A 16,630-nucleotide genomic window follows, 5' to 3' on the forward strand; every position below is an offset into this window, starting at 1 on the left:
CGGCCTGAACGGCCTCGTCCTCAAACGCCGGACGGGCTGGTAGTCAGCCCCTCCGGCGTTTGAGGAGCGGGGGTTCGGGGGCGGAGCCCCCGAGTGGTGACGGGAATGGGTAGGGGCGGCGGGGGCGAAGAACTCCCCGGCTCAGCCGCCGAGTTCCTGGTGGCGGGCCGCCAGGCCGGTCGCGCCCTCCTCCGTCAGGGAACCGAAGAGTCGCAGGCGGGAGATGCCTCCGTCGGGGAAGATGTCGACGCGCGCGTGCGTACCGACGGCCGGGCCGGCGAGGACGAACCGGTGGTTCGTGTCGGGCTGGAGGCGGGTGCGGGGCAGTACCTCGACCCACTCCCCGTCCACCCCGTCCCGCAGCGAAACAGCCGCCCACCCGGCAGAGTTGCCCTTCAGATACGCCGTGTCGATCTCGACCGCGCGGATCTCGGACCGCGCGACCAGCTGGTAGCGAATCCAGTCGTTCCCCTGGTCACGCCGCCGCCGCGTCTCCCACCCGTCGTCCATCTTGCGGGAACGCCCCGGCTGGATGGTGTTGGTGGCGGGTGAGTAGAAGAGGTTGGACGCGTCCTCGACCTGCCCGCCGTTCTCCAGGGCGACGACGTCGAAGGTGCCGAGGACCGACAGCCACTGCGGGTCGGGGACGACCTCGCCGTACACGCGAAGGCGCGCGATGCCACCGTCCGGGTGCTGGTTGACGCGGAGGTGGGTGATGCGCTGCTCCACGTCGACGGCGAAGCCGTTGGCCGCGTGGCCGCCGACCGCCGTGCGCGGGACGAGCGTCGTCCACTTCACGTCGTGCGCGAGGAGTTCCTCGGGGGACGGGGAGCCGGGGACCGAGGCACCCTCGACCGACACCGCCTGCGGGTAGTTGCCACGGAAGTGGGCGGTGTCGATGACGATGCCCTGTACGACACCGGGCGCGCCGAGGCGTACGAGCGCCCAGTCGTGATCGTCGGCCGTGGGCCACGGGTGCTCGGCGGAGGCACCGCGCCGGCGCCGGGTCTCCCAGCCGTCCATGATCTTGCCCTTGTGCCCGAAGTGCTCGGGGTCGAACTCGGCCCGCTCGGGCAGGAGCAGGTTCTCGCGCTGGGCGAAGAACTCGTCGTTGGCGGCGACGACCCCGGCACCGAGCTGCCGGTCGGCGAGGTTGGCGTACTGGGTGAAGGGGAAGTCGGCGCTGCGGTGGTCCGCGTACGGGTCGCCGCCTCCGTAGGGGTTCGCGTCGCCGGTGAAACGGGCCGGAGGGTTCTGGTGCTGCGCCGTCACAGTGATCAGGTCTGCCTTTCGGGAGTCGGCCGCTGCGGGTGCGGGTGCGGGTCGTGCGCGAATTGCGGTACGAGTACCGGCTCTTCTGTTTTTTGTGGATGAACTACCGTCGCCTGGAGAGGAGTTGACCCTTCGGGTCAGCGAACTCACCTTCCGCCACGATGCGGTCACCGCGCAGCCAGGTGGATTTCACGACTCCGTGCAGAGTCCGGCCCGCGTACGCGGTGACCCGGTTGCGGTGCTGGAGTGCGGCGGGGTCGACGGTGAAGGTCTCGTCGGGCGCCAGGACCACGAAGTCGGCGTCGAGGCCGGCCGCGATGGCTCCCTTGCGGTCGTCGAGTCCGACCAGTGCGGCCGTGCGCGAGGACATCCAGCGGACCACGTCCTCCAGGCCGTACCCACGCTTACGGGCCTCGGTCCAGACGGCGGAGAGGCTGAGCTGGAGGCCGGAGATGCCGCCCCACGCGGTCGCGAAGTCGTCGGTCTTCAGGTCGGCCGTCGACGGGGAGTGGTCGGTGACCACGCAGTCGATCGTGCCGTCGGCCAGCGCCTGCCACAGCAGGTCCTGGTTGGCGGCCTCACGGATGGGCGGGCAGCACTTGAACTCGCTCGCCCCGTCCGGGACTTCCTCGGCCGTCAGGGTCAGATAGTGGGGGCAGGTCTCGACCGTGACGCGTACGCCCTCGGCCTTGGCGGCGGCGATCAGCGGCAGCGCGTCGCTGGACGACAGGTGCAGCACGTGGACGCGCGCGTTGAGGCGCTTCGCCTGGCCGATGAGGTTCGCGATGGCGGTGTCCTCGGCGTCCCGCGGTCGCGAGGCGAGGAAGTCCGCGTACCTCTGGCCGCTCTTCTGCGGGGCCGCCGCGAGGTGGTGCGGGTCCTCGGCGTGCACGATCAGCAGCCCGTCGAATCCGGCGATCTCCGCGAGGGACAGGGCGAGTTGCTCCTGGTCAAGCTCGGGGAACTCGTCGACCCCGGAGGGCGACAGGAACGCCTTGAAACCGAAGACGCCCACGTCGTGCAGCGGCCGCAGGTCCTTGACGTTGTCGGGCAGAGCACCGCCCCAGAAGCCGACGTCGATGTGCGCCTTGGAGCGGGCGACGTCCTTCTTGGTGCGCAGGTGGTCGACCGTCGTGGTCGGCGGCAGGGAGTTGAGGGGCATGTCGACCAGGGTCGTGATGCCGCCGGCCGCCGCGGCGCGCGTGGCGGTCCAGAAGCCCTCCCACTCCGTGCGGCCCGGGTCGTTGACGTGCACGTGGGTGTCGACGAGGCCGGGCAGCAGGACATCGTCACCGAAGTCCTCCAGCCGGGCCCCGGCCGGCACCTCGGCGTCGTGCGCGAGCACAGCCGTGATCTTGTCCCCGGAGACGACGACCGAGGCGGCCCGCGTCCCTTCGGGGGTGATCACGCGCGTCGAGCGCAGAATCAATTCGCCCCATCCGTCGTCGGACACCCGGACCCCTCTCCATGCCGCACGTTTCTCCACGCCGCACATGTCTCTGTGCCGCCCGCCGCCTTCCGCCGTTTACTTCCACGTAACGGAATTCAACGTTCTGTTGAAGGAGTCTTCACTCCTCGCCCCACGCCGTCAAGAGTCGGCTTCTCCAGCGGTCGCCACTGGTGAATTCCCTGGACGTTTCCACAAAGCGGAATTATGCTTCCACCAAGCAGAACGTAACCACACCGAGCCGTGCAGTCAACCAACTGCCGGGTAGGCTGCCTCCCTGCCCGCCTGAAAGGACCGCGCCCGTGCCGACGTCCAGCGCCAGCACCACCGACGCCAAGCCAGCCGCCTCCCCCGGTGGCGTCCAGTCTCTTGAGCGCGCCTTCGACCTGCTGGAGAGGATGGCGGACGCGGGCGGCGAGGTCGGGCTGAGCGAGTTGTCCGTGAGCAGCGGGCTGCCGCTGCCCACCATCCACCGTCTCATGCGCACGCTCGTGGCCTGCGGATATGTACGCCAGCAGGCCAATCGGCGCTATGCGCTCGGCCCGCGTCTGATCCGGCTCGGCGAGTCCGCGTCCCGGCTGCTCGGCACCTGGGCCCGCCCCTATCTGGCGCGCCTGGTCGAGGAGACCGGCGAGACGGCGAACATGGCGCTGCTCGACGGCGACGAGATCGTGTACGTGGCACAGGTGCCGTCCAAGCACTCGATGCGGATGTTCACCGAGGTGGGCCGGCGGGTGCTGCCGCACTCCACGGGCGTCGGCAAGGCCCTGCTCGCGCACGTCCCGGCGGACGAGGTGCGCGCCCTCCTGTCCCGTACGGGCATGCCCGCGGCGACAGAGAAGACGATCACGACCCCGGACGCGTTCCTCAGCGCGCTCGAAGAGGTACGGAGCGCCGGGTACGCGGTGGACGACAACGAGCAGGAGATCGGGGTCCGCTGCCTCGCCGTCTCCGTGCCCAACTCCCCCACCGCGGCGGCGATTTCGATCTCCGGTCCGGCCGGCCGTGTCACGGAGACGGCGACGGAGCGGATCGTGCCGGTGCTCCAGCAGGTGGCGGTGGAGCTGTCGGAGGCCCTGGCCAGCTCGGGATCGACGACCTGAGAGCCCGCGGGGCTCGGCGACCTGAACTCCCGTCCGGGATCGGCCACTTGACCGGTATCAGCGCCGGGGCGGCTCGCCGAAGAGTTCCACCGCGCTGCGTACGCCCGCGAGCCCGGCGGCCAGTGCGCTGACCGAGCCGATGGAACCGGCGATCAGAAGCAGTGAGCGGCGCAGGCGCGGCACTTCCGGCATCCCGGTGACGGCCATCGCGGCGAGCGCCGCGAGTTCGTCCTCCGCGATGCCGCGGTCCGGGAACTCGGCCGGATGCGCGGCGAGTTCGCGGCGCAGCCTGGACACCGCGGTCCGCAACTCCGCCACTCTCGGATCCTCGTCGCTGCCGGTCACTGGCCTCTGTCCCAAGCTCCGCAACACAGCTCTCCCCCCTCGCACGTCTTTGTGCGCGATACGTCGTGCCTGCTCCGCGCTCCCGTCGAAATCCACCCCGCGGCGTTGGTCAGGCGCCCAGGGACGCGGGACAGTAAACGCCACCCGATGCGGTGGGCGCCACCACGAGGACCGAAATTCAGTCCCCGGACACCGCGAGGCCCGCAGGGGTTCCGGGGCACGTCCGCCCCCGGTCGGGTATGCAAGGGGGATGACGGAGAACAACGAGCAGGTCGCCGGGCTGCTGCTGGCCGCCGGCGGGGGGCGCCGCCTCGGTGGGCGCCCCAAGGCGCTCCTGACCCACCAAGGACACCCTCTCGTCGAACACGCGGTCGGAACGCTGCGGGCGGGCGGCTGCACCCGGATCCATGTGGTGCTCGGCGCAGCGGCGGACGCCGTGCGCGAGCGGGCCCTGCTGTCCGGCTGCGTGCTCGTGGACAACCCCGAATGGGCGCAGGGCATGGGCTCCTCACTGCGGGCCGGCCTGGACTCGCTGGCCGGTACGGGCGTCCGGGCCGTCCTGGTGTCACTGGTGGACCAGCCGGGGATCGGACCGGAAGCCGTGGCCCGCGTACACGCCGCGTACGCGTCGGACGAAACGCTCGCGGCGGCCTCGTACGACGGGGAGAGAGGGCATCCGGTGCTGTTCGGCGCCCGGCACTGGGCGGGGATCGCCGCGACCGCGACCGGGGACCGGGGGGCGCGCGCCTATCTGAAGGCACACGAGGACGAGATCGTGCTCGTCGAGTGCGGGGACGTGGCACAGCCCTACGACATCGACACGGAGGGCGACCTGGTCCACCTTGAGTGAACGGGGTGGCACCGAGCGCCACGTTCCCTCGAAGCGGAGAATCTCGACGTCAACAAATTATTGAACTTCCACCATGAGGAAACTAGTATCCACTGTTCAGAAGCGTCCGACCCTCCTCCCGGTCCCGTCGGTCGCTTCAGGATCCGCCGGCACCCGGTGCCGCGGCGTACTCACGTCAGCTCGCTGAAGGAAGTGACAGTTCATGTCCGCACCAGCGCCGTCCCCGCTGGCCATCATCGACGCCGAGCCCCTGCCGCGGCAGGAGGAGGTCCTCACCGACGCGGCCCTCGCCTTCGTGGCCGAGCTGCACCGGCGGTTCACGCCCCGGCGTGACGAACTCCTCGCCCGCCGTGCCGAGCGCCGCGCCGAGATCGCCCGCACCTCCACCCTCGACTTCCTCCCGGAGACCGCCGCGATCCGCGCGGACGACTCCTGGAAGGTGGCCCCTTCGCCCGAGGCCCTGAACGACCGCCGCGTCGAGATCACCGGCCCCACCGACCGCAAGATGACCATCAACGCCCTCAACTCGGGCGCCAAGGTATGGCTCGCGGACTTCGAGGACGCCTCCGCGCCCACCTGGGAGAACGTGGTCACCGGCCAGGTGAACATGGCCGACGCGTACACCCGCAGCATCGACTTTACGGACGAGCGCACCGGCAAGTCGTACGCTCTCAAAGCCCCCGAGGAGCTGGCGACGGTCGTGATGCGCCCGCGCGGCTGGCATCTGAACGAGCGTCACCTCGTCGACGCCGAGGGCACTCCGGTCCCGGGCGCGCTCGTCGACTTCGGCCTGTACTTCTTCCACAACGCCCAGCGGCTGCTCGACCTCGGCAAGGGCCCGTACTTCTATCTCCCGAAGACGGAGTCGCACCTGGAGGCCCGCCTCTGGAACGACGTCTTCGTCTTCGCGCAGGACTACGTCGGCATCCCGCAGGGCACCGTCCGCGCAACCGTCCTGATCGAGACGATCACGGCGGCGTACGAGATGGAGGAGATCCTCTACGAACTCCGCGACCACGCCTCGGGGTTGAACGCGGGCCGCTGGGACTACCTCTTCTCCATCGTCAAGAACTTCCGTGACGGCGGGCAGAAGTTCGTCCTGCCGGACCGCAACGCGGTGACGATGACGGCCCCGTTCATGCGCGCGTACACCGAACTCCTCGTCCGCACCTGCCACAAGCGCGGCGCGCACGCGATCGGCGGCATGGCGGCGTTCATCCCCTCGCGGCGCGACGAGGAGGTCAACAAGGTCGCCTTCGAGAAGGTCAAGGCCGACAAGGACCGTGAGGCGGGCGACGGCTTCGACGGATCGTGGGTGGCCCACCCGGACCTCGTGCCGATCGCGATGGCGTCCTTCGACGCCGTGCTCGGCGACAGGCCGAACCAGAAGGACCGGCTGCGCGAGGACGTCGACGTGAAGGCCGCCGACCTCATCGCCGTCGACTCCCTCGACGCCAGGCCCACCTACGACGGACTCGTCAACGCCGTCCAGGTCGGCATCCGTTACATCGAGGCCTGGCTGCGCGGCCTCGGCGCGGTCGCCATCTTCAACCTGATGGAGGACGCGGCGACGGCCGAGATCTCCCGCTCGCAGATCTGGCAGTGGATCAACGCGGGAGTCGAGTTCGAGCACGACGGGAACATGGTGAAGGCCACGCCCGAGCTGGCCCGCGAGATCGCGGCCCGGGAGCTGGCCGACATCCGCGCCGAGATCGGCGAGGAGGCCTTCGCGGCCGGCCGCTGGCAGCAGGCCCACGACCTGCTGCTGACGGTCGCGCTCGACGAGGACTACGCGGACTTCCTGACCCTGCCCGCCTACGAGCAGCTGGCCGGCTGAACCCGCCGAGCCGCACGCGTCTCACTTCTCCGAGTGGCCCAGGGACTTGTCCGGGGCCACTCGGTCGCGTACGAGGCGCTTGACGGCAGTCGGCTCCGGGAAGCCCTGCTCGCGGCGGTCCCAGACCACCTCGTCGTCGACCCGTACGACGAAGACGCCGCCGGTGCCGGGCTTGAGCGCGAGCTCCGTCAGCTCCTGCTCGAAGGTGGTGAGGAGTTCCTGGGCGAGCCAGGCGGCGCGGGGCAGCCAGCGGCACTGGGTGCAGTACTCGATCTGGACGCGGTGCGTGTTCTCAGTGGTCACGTTCTCAGTTGTCACGTTCTCAGTAGTCACGTGACCATTCTCGGCGGTCATCCGAGGTGTACCGTCCCGTCGTGTTCCACGGCCGGCTTGCCGTGCAGGTCGGGGACCTGCTTGAGCCAGTCCGGCCGCCCCCTCCGGGTCTTCGCCGCGCGGTCCGCGTCCTCGGCGGCGAGCTGTTCGCGGGTGGGGAAGTCCGTGGGGAGCCAGGCCGCCGAGGCCCTGGCACGGGCGAGGAGGTGGCCCACGTACGCCTCCCGGGCCTCGTCCGGGGTCGCGAAACCGGGCTCGTCGGCTAGCCAGGCGTCGGGCACCTCCGCCGTGATCGCGCGCAGCAGTTCCTCCGTCACCCGGGGCGCGAGCTCGGCGTCCGCCGCGCGGGTGTCGGGGGTGTGGCCGCCGAGCGCGTGCCGCCGGAAGTCGTACGCCTTGTCCGGCTCCGACGCGTCCCAGCGGTGGTGGAAGACCAGGGCCGCGCCGTGGTCGATGAGCCACAGCCGCGGGGGCGCGACGCCGAGCGTCGGCCAGATCATCAGGTTCGAACTGTGCGTCGTACGGTCCACGTTGACCGTGAGGGCGTCCAGCCAGATGATCCTGCCCGCCTCCAGAGGGTCGACGGGGAACGTCTTCGCGACCTCAGGAGTGAAGTCCCTGGCACCGGACAGGTAGTCCATGCCGAGATTGAGGCCCGCGCTGGCCCGGAGCAGGTCCTGGACCTCCTGGTGGGGCTCGTGCGCGGCGATCGCCGGGTCGAAGTGCACCAGCACCAGCTCGGGGAACCGCAGTCCGAGGGCGCGCGCCAGCTCCCCCACGATCACCTCGGCGACCAGCGCCTTGCGTCCCTGCGCGGAGCCCGTGAACTTCACGACGTACGTCCCCAGGTCGTCGGCCTCGACGACTCCGGGCACGGAACCGCCTGCCCGGAGGGGTTCGATGTAGTGCGTCGCGCTAACTTCTCTCAGCATTCTCTCGGGCCACCTGCTTCATTGACCTTGCAATCCATGGACGACCTTGGAGGTGTCAACCAGCGGAAACCGCCCGTCATGAAGTGAGCATATTAATCGAGGGTGATCGCTTGGCCCCCGCACGGGCCAGTAAGTGGGGGGCGTTCCCCCATGTGCCTCCCGGGTCCGGCGGGCACTGTGGGCACGTCGATTCACCCGAGCGAGAGGGATCCCATGGGCAGAAAAGCGTTACTCCGGGTCATGGTGGTCGCGGGAGCGCCTGCCGCGAGCACCGGTTCCACCGCTCGCGCCAGGCGCTCCGGAGCCGCTCCTCGGCCGCGGTGCCGCGCGCTCGTCGCCCGGCTCGTGCCGATCGCCGGTCGAGACGGCCGGCGTCACTACCCGTCCGCGTACCGGCGTGCCAGGGTGATCAGGGCGGCCCGGCCGCTCCGATCGGTACGGTTCCGGAGACTCGCGAGGTGCTTCTCCACGGTGCGTGGCGAGAGGAAGAGCTGCTCGGCGATCTCCTGGTTGCCGAGCCCCCGGCCGAGCAGGAGCAGCACCTCGTACTCCCGGGCGGTCACCCCCGCCCGCCGCAGCTCCTGCGGAATCGTGTCGTGGCCCTCGCGGCGGCGGGCCACGGGAGAGCCCGCCTCCCGCAGCATGGCGCGGCAGGCGGCCGACACCCGTGTCGTGCCCCGGTCGTGGAAGAACTGCTCGGCGGAGCGCAGCCACTCGACAGGACGTCCCCAGCCGTCGGCGAGCGCCGCGGAGGCGCCCAGGCGCAGACACAGGTGGCGGGCCAGGGGGATGGCGTCGGTCCCGGCCAGTGCTTCCTCGGCCGCCTTGGCGGCCTCGGCGGCCCGGCCCTCGCGGCCCAGCAGCACGGCCCGGGACCACCCCGCGAACGGCCGGTCCCAGTGGACCTGAGTGAGCCGGTCCGCGACGGCCCCGTCCAGCTCCGCCCAGCCGGCCGCGCCCCGTGCGGTCCGCAGGAGCAGGTAGGGGCCCAGGAAGCCGGTGACCCCGCGGGTGCTGGGCAGCGCCCGCATGGCCCGGTCCGCCTCGGTGAACTCGGCCATCGCGCGGTCGGGTTCCTCCCGCAGGAGGGAGCAGATGCCCTGGGCCCAGCCCCACACGGAGGTGTCGGCGTAGCCCCAGAGGGCTCCGGCGCTCCGTCCGGCCAGCGCGCTCTCCATGACGTGCAGCGCGGCCTGGAGTTTCTGCCGGTCCCCGCGTGAGGCGGCGATGATGGCGTCCACTCCGACGCCGATCAGCTGCACCTCGCGCAGCCGCAGCCGGTGGGCCGTCGTCCGGAGCCGCCGGGCGGACTCCAGGGCGCTGTCGTGCTCGTCGCGCAGCAGGTGGGCCTGCGCGAGATGCATGTCGGCCCAGGCCGTCATGAGCACCGCGCCGGTCTCCTCGGCCGCCTTCCGTACGGCCAGCAGCCGATCGGTTCCGGTGGTCCGGATCCGGTCGAGGACGCCGAGTTCCAGCAGGCCGCGTATCCGCCAGACCGGCAGCGCGTGGGTCTCGGCCGTGGCCACCAGGCGTTCGAACACCTTCTCCGCCTCGGCCAGGTCCTGGGGCCGCAGGCAGTACCCGAGCATGTTCAGCGCCTTGCAGGTCACCTCCGGCAGTCCGACCGCCTCGGCGGTGGCCACGGCCCCTTCGGCCAGGGCCCTGGCGCTCTCCAGCCGGTCCGGGCGCTGCGAGTTGAGCACCAGGTGCGCGGCGACCGCGTCCAGGGCGGCGCGGGACGCGGGGTCGGGCTCGGCTCCGAGCAGTTCCCGTGCCCGCCGCACGGCGGCCAGGCCCTCCTCCCACTGCTGCGCGGTGGCGGCGGCTCTGGCCCGGGCCAGGAAACCCGCGGCGCGGCGGGCGGGCGGCGCGCCCCACACGGTCAGGACGCCGTCCAGCCGGTCGCCCAGCTCCGGTACGCGCTGGACGTCGCCGGTGAGGACGAGTGTCCCCAGTAACTCCTCCAGCAGTCCGGCCACCGCCTCGGGCGGTGCGTCCGCGGCACCGTCGGTCAACTCCAGGCCCCGGTCGAGGAGTTCCACCGCGGTCAGCAGAGCGCCCCGCAGGACCGCCTGCCGGCCGGCCCGGGTGAGCAGCACGGCCGCCCGTGCCCGCTGCCCGCCGGCGACGCACAGCTCCGCGGCCAGGCGGTACAGGTCGTCACCCGAGTCACCGCCGATCAGACCGTGCGGCTCCCCGGCCCGCCGGGGCTCCCCGACCCGCCGAAGGGCCCCGGCCCGCCGGGCGGGGCGGCCCGCGTCCCGTGGCTCCGGCCCTGCCGCGTCGGCGGACTCGGTGGCGCCAACGCACTCGATGGCCTCGGCGGACTCGATCGCGTCGGCCGCGGCGAGACAGAGCGCCGCCCGCTCCACGGGCAGCAGCCGGTGGGTGATGGCGTCGGCGGTCAGGGCGTGGCGGAACGTGTGCCAGCCGGGCTCCTCCGCGGTGGCGCCGTCGGTGACCAGCTGGGCACGTGCCGCATGGCGCAGCTGGCGCAGTGCCGTCGTCCTGTCGAGCCCGGCGACGCGGGCGGCGATGTCCACGGGGAAGCGCCTGCCCAGGACGGCCGCCGCTTCCAGGAGCGCGACACCGGGCGGTTCCAGGTGGTCCACGCGCTGGAGGACGGCGGCGGCGACCGTCGCGGGCACATGGGCGTTCAGCGAGCCGGTCACCGCCCAGCCGTCGCCCTGCCGCTGAACGAGGTTGCCGCTGTCGACCATGGCGGTCAGCAGTTCCTCCACGACGAAGGGGACGCCTTCGGAAACGGCGTGCAGACGGTCCAGTACCACTGCCGGTACGTTGCCCTGGTCGTCGTGGCCCAGACAGCGGGCGGCCAACTCGGCGGTGTGGGCGGGGCCCAGGCGGGCGAGGCGCAGGATGCGGGCCGCACGTCGGGACGCGGCGGCCTCGGCGAGGTCGAGGGCCGGTCCGGGCCCGCCGCGCAGGGTGGCCAGCAGGACGGCCCGCCGGCCGGGAAGGTTGTCCGTGAGGTAGTCGACGATGGTGAGCGTGTCGGCGTCCGCGTCGTGCAGGTCCTCCAGCACCAGGACACAGCCGCCGGCGCGTCCGAGTGTCCCCAGGAGCCGCAGCACCGCCTCGGCGTAGCCCACCAGCGGCGCACCGTCCTGCGGCGCCAGCCCGCACAGTCGCGAGAGCAGCGGCTCGTACGGGCCCAAGTCCCCTTCGGCGGGCGCCCCTTCGCCGCGCAGTCCGGAGAACACGGCCTCCGCCAGCGGGCGCAGCGGCACCGCGCGCCCGGCGGACGCGGCCCGCCCGCGCAGCACCCGTGCCCCGGTGCGTGCGGCGGCGTCCGCGGCCTCCTCGACGAGGCGTGACTTGCCGATGCCCGGCTCGCCCAGCACGAACACCGAGGAGCCCCGCCCCTCGCCCGCCGATCGGACGGCCGCGATCAGAAGATCCCGCTCCGGTTCTCTGCCGACCAGTACCGATGACGACAACGACGACACTCAGGCCCCCCTGCGCCCTCTTCCGGAATACCCCCCACCGGCATCCGTCGAAAGCTCCTTCGAGTCCGCACAGCGTAGTACCCACGAGTCACAGGGGCCGCACAACTACATGGGGGCACTTCCCCGATGTCCGCGGCGGCGGCGGGCGGCAAGCTCTCTTCCAGCAGGGCAGGGGGGACAGGGCATGACCCGGGGGACATGCCCTGCCTGCTGTTCGTTCTTCGATGGGGGTCGCCACATGTCTTCAACGCCGTCAGCGCCATCAATGCCGTCGACGCCGCGTGCTCGCGTATGGATCACCGCCGGGCTTCTGAGCGTGGCCCTGTGCGGGTGCTCGTCGCTCACCGGCGGCACGGGCGGAAGCTCGGGAGGCGACACCGGCGGTTCGCCGACGACGAGTTCGGCGGCGGACGGACCGGACGTACCGGCGACCGCGCTGGACCTGGAGCGGGTGTGCACGGACGGGCTCGGCTACTCGGGGATGCCCGCCTACGACCGTACGAAGAAGACCGTGCACCCGGCGATGCTCATGAACAACCCGGGCGACGACTGGTCGCAGTTCGAGCCGCCCGCCGGCGACTTCCCCAAGGGCTGGATCCTCGGCTACTCGGACAAGCCGGCCGACGCCGAGCTGGTCGTCTGTGTCGAGCGCACCAAGGCGAGCCCGACCGGCAGGAAGTGCGACATGGAGAGCGACGGCAAGCCGTTCACCGTCAGTACGTACAACACCTCGTACCGCCTGAAGGTCGTCGAGGCGCGCACGGGCGAGGAGTTGTACAAGCACACGGGCGAGGCCAAGTCCGACGAGTGCCCGATGTACATCTTCACCTCGGAGGGCGAGGACAAGGACAAGCACTACAACGAAGTCCGGCCGAAGGACTACCGCAAGCGCGTACAGCCCTTCATCGCGCCCTAGTCTTCACCTCGGCCGTCCCACCGTCGCCTTCGCCTCGGCCGTCCCCGTCGCCTCTCCCCCGGAGGACAGCATGCCCGACACGACCACCACCGCCGTCGATCTCACCGAGCTCAGCGTCGCCCGCGGTGGCTCCCGTCGGCTCACCGGCCATCTCACCCGGCCCGTGGGGGCGGGCCCCTGGCCCGGTGTCGTCGTGGTCCATGAGGCGCTGGGCGTCAACGACGTGATGCACCGTCAGGCGGAACGGCTGGCGAAAGCCGGCTATCTCGTCGTCATGCCGGACCTGTTCTCCGACGGAGGAGCCGTCCGCTGTCTGGTGCCGACCTTCCGGGCCGCCCTGTCCGGACACGGCCGCGCCTTCCGCGACATCGAGGCGGCCCGCACCCTCCTCGCCCATGATCCCGACTGCACCGGGCGGATCGGCATCATCGGCTTCTGCATGGGCGGTTCCTTCGCCCTCCTCGCCATGCACGACGGCGAGTTCGACGCCGCCTCCGTCAACTACGGCCGTCCGCCGAAGGAGCTCGACCGGGCGCTCGACGGTTCCTGCCCCGTCGTCGCGAGCTACGGGGCCCGCGACCGTACGCTGCCGGGCGCGGCCCGCAAGCTGGAGGCGTCCCTCGACCGGCTCGGCATCGTCCACGACGTCAAGGAGTACCCGGAGGCCGGGCATTCGTTCCTCAACGACGCCGAGATCGGGCCACGCGGGCTGCGTCCGCTGATGCGTGTCGCCGGAATCAGGCCGCACCCGGAGTCCGCCGCCGACGCCTGGCGGCGCATCGACGCCTTCTTCGCCACACATCTCAAGGCGGAAAGCCGGAAGGGCTGACTCGTCTTGGGAGTAGCTGCGCTGTCGGGGAGCGCGTGGGGGTCGCTCGGGCCGCCGATCGGCATTTATCGCCTGCTGGCCGTCGCGTCGGACGTGCGCAAGGGGTTCGGGACGGGCAGATAGCGTGCGTCGGCGCCGTCCGCGCCGGTCCAGCGCAGCAGCAGGTTCGTCTTGCCGGGCAGGGCCGGGGCCCGGAGCAGCTCGGCCGCCTCGGGCAGCTCCGCGCCGCACCGCGTCAGCTCTCGGCGTACGGCGTCCCATGGCTCCATGCCCGGGTACCGCTCCCCCAGCGCCTCCGCGATCTCCAGGAGGTTGTTGACGACCAGGCAGTACACCAGCCGCTCCCACCCGGCCGCGCGCGTCACCTCTGGGAGCAGTTTCACGCCCTCCGCGTCGCGGAACAGCGCCTGCACCGGCATCCCGTCCGCGTCCAGGGCGACCACCGTGTTCTGCAGATGCGCTTCGAGTACGACCCCGTGCCGGGCGAACAACTCCAGGGCGGGCGGGACGACTTGACGCAGATACGCCGACCACCAGGCGGTGGGGTCGGCGAGGCCGTCGAGAGGGTTGCCCTCGAAGGCCTCCGTCAGCGCGGCCGCCAGGACCGGGGTCGCGCCGGGGGTCACATGCGTGCCCAGACCGTCGCGTACGAGGACGGCGAGCTCCTCGAAGGCGAAGTCCGCGGTGCGGTAGCCGCGGTCGCTCAGCCAGGCCGCGGGGGTGCCCGCGGCAGCGAAGGCCGAGGTCACCGCCGCGTCCGTGCGGCGCAGCCGGAGGAGGTCGTGGCGCCAGAGGCGGCGGATGTCGTTGGTGATGCGGACGTCGAGGCTGAACTTCAGGAAGAGGTCGGTGCCGGGGACGTACAGCGTGCGGATGGCCGCCGTGGGCCAGGCCGTCCACGAGGAGGTCCCCAGCCGTACGAGGCGGCCGTCCGCGAAGGCCTCGCAGATCTCCGGCCGGGCGCCGACGAGGTCGAGCTGCCAGGGGTGGGCGGGCAGGAGGCGATAGCCGGGCGGGGCCTCGCCCAGCGCGTCGAGCACGCCCGTGTCACCGTCCTCCACGCACACGTCCTCCCTCAGCCCCAGGAGCACCAGGGGGAAGCGGGTGTACGCCTCGGGGGCGTACGGAATCCAGCCGGTGACCGGGCCGCCGCCGCGGGCCTTGGGGGCGGGATGGTAGGGATGTCCGGTGATCAGGGACTGTTCGGAACGCCGGTACAGGTCGTCGGGCGGGGGCGTCCCCTCCCGGGCGGTCAGGATCGCCGCCACCGCGTCCCGGCTGTCGATCATCTCGACGGGCAGTTCGGGATTGGACAGGCCGGTGTGCCCGCGGAGGACCTCGGCGGTGAGTTTGACCAGTTCAGCGTGGCTGAGGCGCTGCCAGGCACCGGCGGCGTACACCTCGGGTTCGGCGAGGCGGCGCCCTGCGCGCACCCGCAGGAGCCGTCCCCCGGCCGGCAGCCGGTACACGCGCCGGTCGCCGGACTCCCCGGGTCCCGGTGCGGGCTCGCCGAGCTCCCGAAGCAGACAATTGAGCAGCGGCGCCGCCGCGTACGCATCGGCTGCTTCGCCGATGCCGTCCCCGGTGTTCATGGGGTGCATGGGTGGCATGGGGTGCATGAGGTCCACGCGATCCGTTCGTTGCGTACGGTGCCCTGGCGCTCAGTATGTCCGGCGTTGTACCCGGCCGCGACGCCGTCCCCACACCCTAGGAGCCCTCTGTGCACCCTCCCCGCACCCCGGCCGAGACCGAGTCGGTTCTCGCCGCCGAGCTGCGCACCGCACGCCCCGCCCTGCTGTCCCCGTACACGGCGGAGCTCCCCGGTGCCCGCGCGGCCGTGCTGACCCGGCTGTGGCGCGGGCTCGTCCATGAGCCGCTGCCGTGGGTCGCGCGCCGGGAGGCGGCGGGGCGCGACGGGTTGGTGCTCCGGCTGGCCGACGGGCGTCGTCTGCGCGGCCCCGCCTCGGACGCGTACGCGACGGCCGCCACCGTCAGGGAGGTCGAGCTGGACGGGACGGCGTACGGCCACCCGGCCGAACTCATGGCCGCACTCGGACTGCCGCACGGGCATGCCTTCGCCGTCGAACTCGGCCACAGCGTCGCCTCGTTGGCCCTCTCCCGCGCCAACCAGCCCGCCCCGAGTTCCCCTTTCACGTCCTGGGGGTGGGAGCAGCGGGTCGTGGACGGGCATCCGTTCCATCCCAACTGCCGTTCACGGCCCGGTTTTTCGGTGGCCGAGCAGCTGGCGTACGCGCCGGAGCACCGGGCGGATGTCGAGCTGGGGCTGGTGGCCGTGCCGGAGGGTGGCTGCCTGGTGGGCGGGCAGTGGCCGTACCGGGAGGCGGGGCGGGTGCTGATCCCCGTACACCCGTGGCAGGCACGGCATGTGCTGAAGGACGAAAGGGCGGTCGGGGAAGGCGTCGCCGGGGAGAGTCTGGCCGCGCATCCCCTGATGTCCCTGCGCACCCTGGCCCTCCCGGACGGACCGCACGTCAAGACCGCGCTCAGCGCCCGGCTGACCTCGTCCGTGCGGGACATCTCGGTGTACTCGATCGAGTCGGCGGCGGCCGTATCGGCGTTCATGGAGGCGATGGCCGGGCGTCTGGACGGGATGCTGCACATCACCAGGACCCTCGGCGCGGTCACCGCCAACACCCCTGATCTGGCAGCGGTGTTGCGCGAGTCCCCCGACGTGTACGCGGGGGCGGGCGAGCGGGTCGTCCCGGTGGCCGCTCTCGCCTCGACCGTGCTGCCCCAGTCCCCGGCCTGGCTCGCCGAGTTCAGCCGGCTGGCGCTCGCCGTCGGGCTGCGACTGCTCGACCTGGGAGTGGCCCTGGAGGCGCACGGCCAGAACCTGCTGGTGGTGCTCTCGCCCGCGGGCGCCCCGCTGCGGCTCGTCTACCGCGATCTGGCCGACATCCGGATCAGCCCGGCGCGGCTGGCCCGCCACGGCATTCCGGTCCCGGACCTGACGGGCCGTATCGTCACGGACGACGAGTCCGTCCTGCGCAGCAAGCTGTTCGGTTCGCTCGTCGCGGGCGCACTGGCGGCGACGGCGGGTTCGGCGACCGCGTTGGGAGAGGCACTGTCGACGGCCGTACGGGATCTGCCGCGCACCCCGGATCTCGTGGCACTGCTCGAAGAGCCGCTGCCGGCCAAGGCGTTGACGACGATGCGGCTGTCGCCGGAGCGGCCGGGGGACATCTGGGCGCGGTTGCCGAACCCGCTCGTCGACCCGGACGTCACCCCGCCCCGCCCCTCGTTTTGATGCGTGACGCCATTGATCAATAGGATCCGGC

The 16,630-nt window shown here is 71.8% G+C and carries 13 protein-coding genes; 6 read left to right on the forward strand and 7 right to left on the reverse strand.

Features of this window, described 5'->3' with window-relative positions; all coding sequences use genetic code 11:
* Nucleotides 1–141: 141 nt before the first annotated feature.
* Both alc and allB read right to left on the reverse strand, forming a co-directional pair.
* Nucleotides 142–1,281 carry an allantoicase gene (alc, locus tag ACZ5VQ_RS37360; protein WP_469109024.1) on the reverse strand — a complete coding sequence of 380 codons (1,140 nt, stop codon included), beginning with the start codon at nt 1,279–1,281 and terminating at the stop codon, nt 142–144.
* 94 nt (nt 1,282–1,375) lie between these two features.
* Entirely contained in the window at nt 1,376–2,725 is a 1,350-nt protein-coding gene (allB, locus tag ACZ5VQ_RS37365) for an allantoinase AllB (protein WP_469108854.1), read from the reverse strand.
* 296 nt (nt 2,726–3,021) lie between these two features.
* Here allB and ACZ5VQ_RS37370 point away from each other — a divergent pair, with 296 nt between their 5' ends.
* Nucleotides 3,022–3,822 carry an IclR family transcriptional regulator gene (locus tag ACZ5VQ_RS37370; protein ID WP_362087751.1) on the forward strand — a complete coding sequence of 267 codons (801 nt, stop codon included), beginning with the start codon at nt 3,022–3,024 and terminating at the stop codon, nt 3,820–3,822.
* A gap of 57 nt (nt 3,823–3,879) precedes the next feature.
* Here ACZ5VQ_RS37370 and ACZ5VQ_RS37375 read toward each other — a convergent pair whose 3' ends face one another.
* On the reverse strand, nt 3,880–4,194 hold the full coding sequence (locus ACZ5VQ_RS37375; protein WP_200395062.1) for a DUF5955 family protein: 315 nt from the start codon (nt 4,192–4,194) through the stop codon (nt 3,880–3,882).
* 223 nt (nt 4,195–4,417) lie between these two features.
* Here ACZ5VQ_RS37375 and ACZ5VQ_RS37380 point away from each other — a divergent pair, with 223 nt between their 5' ends.
* A complete protein-coding gene (locus ACZ5VQ_RS37380; RefSeq protein WP_469108855.1) occupies nt 4,418–5,017 on the forward strand; it encodes a nucleotidyltransferase family protein in 600 nt (199 codons plus the stop codon).
* Nucleotides 5,018–5,219: 202 nt separating this feature from the next.
* Nucleotides 5,220–6,854 carry a malate synthase A gene (gene aceB / locus ACZ5VQ_RS37385; protein WP_469108856.1) on the forward strand — a complete coding sequence of 545 codons (1,635 nt, stop codon included), beginning with the start codon at nt 5,220–5,222 and terminating at the stop codon, nt 6,852–6,854.
* Nucleotides 6,855–6,875: 21 nt separating this feature from the next.
* Here the strand turns inward: aceB and ACZ5VQ_RS37390 are convergent, their stop codons facing one another.
* From ACZ5VQ_RS37390 to ACZ5VQ_RS37400, 3 genes are all read right to left on the reverse strand, one after another.
* Nucleotides 6,876–7,157 carry an Rdx family protein gene (locus ACZ5VQ_RS37390; protein WP_469108857.1) on the reverse strand — a complete coding sequence of 94 codons (282 nt, stop codon included), beginning with the start codon at nt 7,155–7,157 and terminating at the stop codon, nt 6,876–6,878.
* 47 nt (nt 7,158–7,204) lie between these two features.
* Nucleotides 7,205–8,119, reverse strand: a complete 915-nt coding sequence (locus tag ACZ5VQ_RS37395) for a HipA family kinase (protein WP_469108858.1) — start codon at nt 8,117–8,119, stop codon at nt 7,205–7,207.
* Between the two features lie 377 nt (nt 8,120–8,496).
* On the reverse strand, nt 8,497–11,586 hold the full coding sequence (locus ACZ5VQ_RS37400) for a helix-turn-helix transcriptional regulator (RefSeq protein WP_469108859.1): 3,090 nt from the start codon (nt 11,584–11,586) through the stop codon (nt 8,497–8,499).
* Nucleotides 11,587–11,851: 265 nt separating this feature from the next.
* Between ACZ5VQ_RS37400 and ACZ5VQ_RS37405 the strand changes: the two genes are divergently transcribed.
* Both ACZ5VQ_RS37405 and ACZ5VQ_RS37410 read left to right on the forward strand, forming a co-directional pair.
* On the forward strand, nt 11,852–12,502 hold the full coding sequence (locus tag ACZ5VQ_RS37405) for a hypothetical protein (protein ID WP_469108860.1): 651 nt from the start codon (nt 11,852–11,854) through the stop codon (nt 12,500–12,502).
* 70 nt (nt 12,503–12,572) lie between these two features.
* Nucleotides 12,573–13,331 (forward strand): dienelactone hydrolase family protein, encoded by a 759-nt coding sequence (locus tag ACZ5VQ_RS37410; protein ID WP_469108861.1) that lies wholly within the window; start codon nt 12,573–12,575, stop codon nt 13,329–13,331.
* A gap of 65 nt (nt 13,332–13,396) precedes the next feature.
* On the opposite strand, the gene ACZ5VQ_RS37415 is transcribed toward ACZ5VQ_RS37410, so the two are convergent.
* Nucleotides 13,397–14,932: an IucA/IucC family protein gene (locus ACZ5VQ_RS37415; protein ID WP_469108862.1), complete on the reverse strand. Its 1,536-nt coding sequence runs from the start codon at nt 14,930–14,932 to the stop codon at nt 13,397–13,399.
* A 119-nt stretch (nt 14,933–15,051) separates the two neighbouring features.
* On the opposite strand from ACZ5VQ_RS37415, the gene ACZ5VQ_RS37420 reads away from it, so the two are divergent.
* Complete coding sequence (locus ACZ5VQ_RS37420) at nt 15,052–16,599, forward strand: IucA/IucC family protein (protein WP_469108863.1); 1,548 nt, start codon at nt 15,052–15,054, stop codon at nt 16,597–16,599.
* The last annotated feature ends 31 nt before the right edge of the window (nt 16,600–16,630 follow it).

The sequence above is a fragment of the Streptomyces sp. NPDC033178 genome, assembly GCF_055577685.1.